At 57.5% G+C, this 5,797-nt stretch carries 4 protein-coding genes; 2 read left to right on the top strand and 2 right to left on the bottom strand.

Features of this window, described 5'->3' with window-relative positions; genetic code table 11:
- Window positions 1-91: 91 nt before the first annotated feature.
- A complete protein-coding gene (locus WA354_RS08455) occupies window positions 92-1,114 on the bottom strand; it encodes an energy transducer TonB (protein ID WP_472812565.1) in 1,023 nt (340 codons plus the stop codon).
- Between the two features lie 797 nt (window positions 1,115-1,911).
- On the opposite strand from WA354_RS08455, the gene WA354_RS08450 reads away from it, so the two are divergent.
- On the top strand, window positions 1,912-3,108 hold the full coding sequence (locus WA354_RS08450; RefSeq protein WP_472812564.1) for a pyridoxal phosphate-dependent aminotransferase: 1,197 nt from the start codon (window positions 1,912-1,914) through the stop codon (window positions 3,106-3,108).
- A 167-nt stretch (window positions 3,109-3,275) separates the two neighbouring features.
- Here the strand turns inward: WA354_RS08450 and WA354_RS08445 are convergent, their stop codons facing one another.
- Entirely contained in the window at window positions 3,276-4,220 is a 945-nt protein-coding gene (locus WA354_RS08445) for a M50 family metallopeptidase (RefSeq protein WP_472812563.1), read from the bottom strand.
- 233 nt (window positions 4,221-4,453) lie between these two features.
- Here WA354_RS08445 and WA354_RS08440 point away from each other — a divergent pair, with 233 nt between their 5' ends.
- Window positions 4,454-5,572 carry a mannose-1-phosphate guanylyltransferase gene (locus WA354_RS08440; RefSeq protein ID WP_472812562.1) on the top strand — a complete coding sequence of 373 codons (1,119 nt, stop codon included), beginning with the start codon at window positions 4,454-4,456 and terminating at the stop codon, window positions 5,570-5,572.
- Window positions 5,573-5,797: the final 225 nt, after the last annotated feature.

Raw genomic sequence — 5,797 nt, 5'->3', positions numbered from 1 at the left:
TTCATAGATGGGCCACTACCCGCTCGGAACCAATCGGGAGTGACTCCGAGACGAGTTTTCGAGTGATCCTCTGAACCGTTGGGGCGCACCCTTAGTGAGGAAGTATAAAAAAGACGTTGATTGTTGTTTGCACTTCAACCGGCTGTCCGTTTAGCAGGTAGGGACGATAGCGCCACTGCTGAACCGCCTGCATTGCTGCTCCTTGGAGGATTTCGGGGCCGGCAAGGGCTTTGAGGCTTCGTATTGCGCCGTTCTTGCCGATGATGCCCTGCAGTGTCACTACTCCTTCCACGTGAGAGTTTCTTGCTGCGCTGGGATAGTCCGGAGTGACTTTGTATTCCAACATTCCTTCAGAGACCGCGCCAGCAACTGTGATTCGTAGTGCTGCTGGGACTGCACCTGCAGGTGGAGTGAAGACGGCTTCTTCCGACGGTTCAAGGACTGTAGCTGCTTCGACATGGAGCGCAACGGTTACTTTGCCGTTGTGCATGATCTTCATCTCCCCGGCGATGGCGCGGTCTTCGACTTGGAGAGAACGGTTGTGAAAGGTTTGATCAGCAGTTGACGGACGGGCCGCAACGCGCAATATTGGGTCGTCTGTGTCTAGGCAGTATGCCGAATTATCTGCAGGCGCGCCAGGAGCAGACGCAGAAGGGATAACGCAAAGAAGCTTCACGCTTCCCGAATCAAGCCGTTTGGTTGTATATGTCGTCTTTTCGATGACTACGTCGTCGGGCAAAGGATGGACCAGGTTGTTTCGTGCAACCAGCAGGATGTCGGGGGCGTCTTGCGCACCCGCAATCAGAACCCCTTTCTTGCTGCCGTATGCGGTTTGTGAAAACGCTTTGCCGGTGAATGTGCGTTTGAACTGAAATGCGCTGGCCCATGATTCCTCGTATGTGCCTTCGTCGGTGACAACGCCCTGCTCATCGAAGATCTGAAAGGCGGCCCTGATATGCCAAGGTTTGGCATCGGGAACGGCGAGGTTGTTGAGCTTGGATGCGGCGAGCATCAGGACTTTCGGATCGGAGGCCGAAGTTGAAGGCTGTTGCGCATGACACATGGCAACCCACGCAAGACCACACCAGATAGATAAAACGATCGACTTACGCATGGCGGAACGATATCAGTCGAATTCCGCGAGGACAAGTTACCCTACGCCCTCTCGAGTCTTTCAACGTTCATGAGTGTCCGAAGCATTTTCGATCTGGATGTGAAAAGAGGCCACAGGGTTGCGATCAAATAGACGCGGCTGTGATTCGTCGGATGCCATCGCCAACCGCGCTACCGAGATTACCTCGGGGTACCTCACTAGGGCGATCTTTGCATTGGGCCTGAATCACCGCCAACCCGGAATGTACATCCCTCAGTGGCTAAAGCCCAGCAGTGTTTTGGCGTTGTACGGCGCGACGTAAAGTCGTGCCCTTTCACAAAACCCTTCGCGGTTGAGGAGTCACCGCCTGTGAGAAAGCGATGAAAGGCAACTGCAGTCTTGCATGGCTCTTTGCGCCACCCGAGACCCTGAAAATCGGGTGGGATCGTGCTTTCCCACCCTTGCTGCGCAAGCATGGGGCACCTGTGATCGAGGTATGGGAATTTTCAGGGCAGGTCCCTCCACTTCGGTTGGGATGACAAACGCACGAGGAATTCGAAGCGCTGGCCCCCCGGTGCTGGGCCGCCGTCGCTACGTTCCTCTGGCCTACGGCTTAAGCTTGCGCTCCAGCTCCCGCCGCCCGGCCAACGCGAATGCGTAAAACCCAATCCAGAATTTGCGGATCATCTCGCAGCCAGTATAGGCAGATTCCCCAGACCGCGCGCACGCACGGCCCCGCCATTTAGGACACTGCAAAAACGCCAATCTTTAAGCGGCCATTGGATGCAAACCACAAAATCTGTAAAGATAGAAGTACTATGACAGTTGCCGCTCCTGCGAAAGTTTTTGCTGACCGTATTGGCCGTATTGAGGTTTCCGCAACCATGGCGGTCGCCGCCGAGGCTGCCAAACTGCGCGCACAAGGCGCGAACCTGGTGGATTTTGGCGCCGGCGAGCCGCATTTTGCCACTCCGCGGCACATAAAAGACGCCGCAATTGCCGCCATTGAAGCCAATTTCACGCGGTATACGGTCGTTCCGGGCATTCCCGACGTGCGCAAGGCCATTGTGGAACGCCACGCGTGCGATTTCGGGTCAGATTACTCGATCGACGAGGCGGTCTTCACTACAGGCGGCAAGCTGGCGCTGTTCAACACGATCCAGGTGCTGGTGGATCACGGCGACGAGGTGATTCTGCCGGTTCCTTACTGGGTGAGCTTCAAGGACATCATCCAGTATGCGGGCGGGAAGGTCGTTTTCCTCGAGACCAGCGAGGCGGAAAATTTTCGCATCACCGCTGACGCCATTGAGAAGGCGATTACGCCGCGCACCAAGGCCATCATTCTCAATTCGCCGTCGAATCCGGCGGGGTCGGTGGTGTCGGCGGAGGATCTGGAACGGATTGTGCATCTTGCGCATGAGCGCGGGATTTTCCTGCTGCTGGATGAGTGCTATGTCTACCTGAACTATGCGGGCAAGCCGGTTTCAGGCGGTTCGTATACGTGGGCCAAGGAGCACATCGTCATCCTTGGATCGTTGTCGAAGACGTACTCGATGACGGGATGGCGGGCGGGCTATGCGCTGGCTGCGAAGCCGATTGCGGCGAATCTGAGCAAGCTGCAATCGCAGTCCACGTCGAATGCGGCGAGCATGGTGCAGAAGGCGGCAATCGCGGCAGTGGCCGGACCGCAGGAGTGCGTGGAGCAATTCCGTGCGGAGTTCATTGAGTTGCGGGACTACATGCTGGCGAAGCTGGCTGAGATTCCAGGCGTGACGTGCACAAAGCCTGAAGGCGCGTTTTATGTGTATCCGAATATCGGAGCCTTTATCGGGAAGGGCGGCATCAAGTCGGCGACGGAGCTGGCGACGCGGCTGCTGCATGAAGCGCATGTGGTGACGGTGCCCGGCGAGGCGTTCGGCACCGCGGAGCACATCCGCATTTCGTACCCGGTGACCAAGCAGAATATCGATGAGGGGACGCGACGGATGGGCGACTTTCTGGAGAAACTGGGGTAGATTCGTAGATTCTCTGAATCAGAATGCGGAAACGAGAGACCCGGGAAACCGGGCCTTTCGTTTCTGGGGTGATTGGATGGTTCGTGCTTTCCCACCCATGCGCGACGAAGCTGCGCATGGATGGGGCACCTGGCCTTTTTCTTTTATTGAGACGTGCAGCGCGCTAACTACTTCGTGGTCGCCTCACCAGACATGACGCCTACGCCGGGAACGTAGCCCGCCTGCCACTCTGACACCGGAGCCTGCTGGCGGCAGTCGAGGCAGGTTGTCTTTTCGAATCGTGCGGAACACTGCGGGCAGACGCCGCCAGTCTCAAAAGTATCGAAGCTGGTATCGCACTTATTGCAACGCCAGATGGGTCCAATGGGCGGGGCGGTTCGGCAACTGGGGCAGGCAAATCCTGCGCGGCGCGGGATTTTTTCGAGGTTGCGCAGGGCGCGTGCGGTTTTGAAGCCGCTCCAGCAGTTCATTCCTGCGTAGGCAGCGATGAGGCCTGTCCAGATGGATTGGGTCCAAAGAGCCAGTGCAATGAGCCCGGCAACCCCAAAGAAACCCAGAGACGACGCGACTAAGAGACTTCGCGCGCGGCCCAGGGGATACCAAAGCAGGGAGCGGAGGATCTGGCCACCGTCCAGCGGGTAGATGGGCAGAATATTGAAGACCAGCAGGACGATGTTGGTGAACTGGATTGCGACAATCAGCCGATATCCGTCGGGATTCGAAGCACGCCAGTCCAGTGACCGGGCGGTCCAAAAGGCTAAAGCGAGCGGAATTGCCAAAACGACATTCACCAGCGGCCCGGCCGCGATACTCCACAGGGTTGCGCCCGGGCGTTGGGGCGGATTGACGTAGGCGACGCCGCCGAGGGGCCACAGCATGATTTTGTCGGCGGTTCCACCGACGGAGCGGCAGGCGAGCGCGTGGCCAAATTCATGCGTTAGCACGATGGCAAACAGCGCCAGGTATTCGATTACGTTCCAGATGATGGAACTGTATCTGCCCTTCCGAGCCTGTATTTCGAACAGCGCTACCAGAAACCACGTCCAGTTGAGATAAACGTCGATTCCCTTGATGCGGAAGAGATGGATCGAACCTTGGCCGGTGCCGAACATGCAGTTAGCTTACCTGATATTGGCTGCTGTCTACGTCGGTAGTGCGACTTACGACAGAATCGGCACGGGTCTGGGACACCTGCGACGACGTCCCTTGGGGTGACGGACATCACCGGCGGAAGATGCTAACCTTTTTCTACGCATTCGCCTACGGCCTCACCGGCCGCCTAGACCTAAAAAGTATCGTCCATCACTGTGCAAACCTAGCTTCTGTCGAGTAGGATGTGTCTTCCATGTCGAAGTCTATTGATTTTCGTCCAGTTATTCTTGCCGGTGGCAGCGGAACCCGATTCTGGCCCCGCTCCCGCCGTGCGCGGGCCAAGCAAGTGCTGGCGCTCGATGGCGAGCGCTCTATGATTCAGCAGACGGTGGAGCGACTGAAGCCGCTCGCCTCACCGGAAAAGACCTGGGTTGTCACCAACGAATTTCTGGCGCATGAGATTGCCGACCAGCTTACGGGGGTTCCGCGCCACCAGATTATCGAGGAACCAGTAGCCCGCAATACTGCGCCGGCTTGCGGACTGGCCGCTTTCCTGATCGAGCGGGAGAATCCGGAGGCTGTGCTGGGCGTTTTCCCGTCGGATCACGTGATTGCCGATGAACCGCGATTTCTGAAGGCGCTGCAGAAGGGCATTACGCTGGCAGCGGCAGGGGACAACATCGTCGTCCTGGGGATCGAGCCAACGCGTCCAGAGACGGGATACGGATACATCGAGACCGGAGAAGACGATGGAGCCGAAGCTGCTCTCCGCGTTCGTCGATTCACCGAAAAGCCGAATCTGAACCGGGCGCAGGAGTTTGTCGCCTCGGGGAATTATTACTGGAACTCGGGCATGTTCCTGTGGTCGGCCAAGACGCTGGCCAATGCGGTACGCGAGCACCTGCCGGATACGGCTCCGTTACTCGAAAAGATTGCCGCGAGCTTCGGGAAACCTGATTTTGAACAGGTTTTTCGCGAGCTTTATCCGAAGTGCGAGAACATCTCTGTGGATTATGCGGTTCTGGAGCCGCGTTCGGCGAAAGGCGAGCACGCGTCGCATCTCTACTGTGTACCGGCGGAGTTCAGCTGGAACGACCTCGGCTCCTGGGCTTCGCTCTACGAGTACCAGATGGAGACTCGGCTGCGCGGAGATGGCGATGGCAATGTAGCCGAGTCCGACGGGCATTTGACGATTGAGGCCGGCAATAACTACATCTACAGCCCGAAGAAATTCGTCGCCCTCGTCGGGGTTGAAAACCTTGTCATCGTGGATACGGAAGATGCGCTCTTGATCGCGCATCGCGACCACTCGCAGGACGTGGGCAAGGTGGTGAAGGAACTTGGGCTCTCGGGGCGGGACGAGCTTATCTAGCGACTACCCTCTGAAGTTCACAATCCTCGTTTGCATCAGGGGTGTGGGACGGAAGGACTTTTTGCGGTGAGGAGGAGTGAAAGCAGATCCTTCGCCCGGCTTACCCCATCTCGTGGGGCCCCAAGCGTGCGGGGCTCAGGATGACAAATCAGGTTTTCCTGCCGATGTGGCACGGCTGAAGCCGTATGCTCCTTTATGCTTATAAATTCACGGAGCGTAATAGAT

The organism is Occallatibacter sp., from assembly GCF_049802275.1.
Taxonomy (GTDB): Bacteria; Acidobacteriota; Terriglobia; order Terriglobales; family Acidobacteriaceae; genus Telmatobacter.
Note: the sequence above shows the minus strand (reverse complement) of the source record. Positions and strands in the feature narration are given on the sequence as shown.